Consider the following 2,227-nt stretch of genomic DNA (forward strand, 5'->3'; position numbering starts at 1 on the left):
GTATATCTAGTCTTTTCAAAAATGGATTTGATCGCGGGTTTTACTGAATTTTTCGAATTCTATGAAGCACAAGAATATAATCAGGCGTGGGGTGCAACACTACCATATGAGCAAAACTCTTCTCATAATGCTGTAGATCTTTTTGAGAAACACTATAATATTCTTTATGACGGTTTAAAAGGGGTCAGTTCAACTCATCTTAGCCGTCGACATTCTCAAAATATCTCACCTAGTGTGATGACTTTCCCATTAGAATTTAAGACATTAAAACCAGCATTAAAAAGTTTTATTGCGACACTGTTTGAAGATAACCCTTACCAGTTCCAACCAGTTTTCCGCGGGTTTTATTTCACGAGTGCTTTGCAAGAAGGCGTAATAGAAAGTCCAATGACTGAGCAAATTGCACAGGAATTCCAGCTTTCCCAAATTGCTCAAAGTGAAGTAAAAGATCAACTAAAAACAACGCCTAACCATGGTTATTTCTTAAAAGGCTTGTTTTCAGATGTCATTTTAAAAGATAAAGATCTGGTTAAACAGCATGTCAATACAAGCAAAAAGCGTCAGCGTTATATTGCATTTATTGGTGCTTTAGCTGGCGTATCCATTATTCTAGGTGTGTGGGTTTGGTCATATCGTAACAATCAACAACTTATTGCTGAAGTTCAAGCTGATTTAAATAAAGTTGTTCAATTGGAAAAGAGTTCAGGTCAACAATTGTCGACTCAATTAGAGGCCTTACTTATCTTGCAAAGACGTCTACAACAGTTAGACGAATTTGATGAAAATAGACCACTAAAATTTAGTTTTGGTTTATATCAAGGTAATGAGCTACGTGAAAAATTAAAAGCTGAATATTTAAAAGGTGTTAAGCAAATTGTTTTGATACCTACACAGCAAAATATTGCTCAGTATTTGCAACGTGTAAAAAATAACGAAGCAACTTTAAAAGCAAATCATACCAATGTTGAGATCAAGCAAACTGCTCAAACTCAGCAATATTTAGAGCCTTCGGATACCAACCCTCAAGATGCTTATAATGCTTTAAAAGCATATTTAATGATGAGCAATCCACAGTATATGGATGCAAGTCACTTAAGTGATCAGGTAACGCGTTTCTGGCGTTCTTGGCTTGATGCCAATAAAGGGCAGATGCCACGTGCAGATATGATCCAAGAAGCTGAGCAGATCTTATCCTATGCAATGACATTGGCAAATGATAAACAATTCCCGATCTTGGATGCTGACTCTCAACTTGTAGATCAGACACGTCAGGTATTGCTCTCTGTTATTAGAGGTATGCCAGCGCGTGACCGTGTTTATAACGAAATTAAAATGCGTGCTGCTGTGCGCTTCCCAGCTTTAACTGTAAGCCAGATTGTAGGTGACGCAAATAAAAATATTGTATTGGGTAGTTATGCATTACCAGGGGTATTTACTCAAAAAGCTTGGAACGAGTATGTAGAAAAAGCAATTGAGGAAGCAGCAGACAAACCTACGGATACTAAAGACTGGGTGCTTAATAGCCGTCAATCTGATGATTTAACTTTCTCAGGTAGTCCAGAGCAAATTAGAAAGCAGCTTACTGCATTGTATAAACAAGAATATATTGCAGAGTGGAGAAAATTCTTAAGTGGTATTCACTATGCAAAAGCAACTCAGTTTGCTCAGCAAGTTAAAAATATTGATGTATTGGGCGAACCGCAAAATTCACCAATTCGCACGCTTATTGAACGCGTAGCCATTGAAACAAATTGGGATAATCCGATCGTTCAAGCCGAGTTAGCTGCACCTCAAAAAGGATTTATTGCATGGTTTAAATGTAAGGTTTTAAATCATGATGATAAACAATTAGCAAATCAGGCTGTAACGAATGCTCAAGGACCTATTTCTCAAGAATATCAAATGTTCTATCAATTGGTTCGTAAACGTGATGATCAGCAAGGTAAATCTTTGCTTGATGAATATATGACAAATCTTGCCTTAGTACGTAGTAAGTTTAATGAACTTAAGAATGCGGGTGAGATCGGACCGAATGCGATGACATTGGTTAAGCAAACTTTAAATGAGCAGACATCGGTATTTAACCAGACTCAAAAAATTGTAGATGAAAAGATGGCGGTTGGTTTCAGTGAAATTGATCAGCAACTTCTACAAAAATTAGTGGTGAGTCCACTTACCCAAGCCTTTGAAAGCTTAATTACACCTACTCAAGATGAAATTAATAAGC

The 2,227-nt window shown here is 37.0% G+C and carries 1 protein-coding gene; it reads left to right on the forward strand.

Annotated elements, in window-relative coordinates; genetic code table 11:
* A partial coding sequence (locus VXQ92_RS15930) for an ImcF-related family protein (protein ID WP_416682472.1) occupies positions 1 to 2,227 on the forward strand: 2,227 nt, incomplete at both ends.

This window comes from Acinetobacter sp. 228 (genome assembly GCF_048147885.1).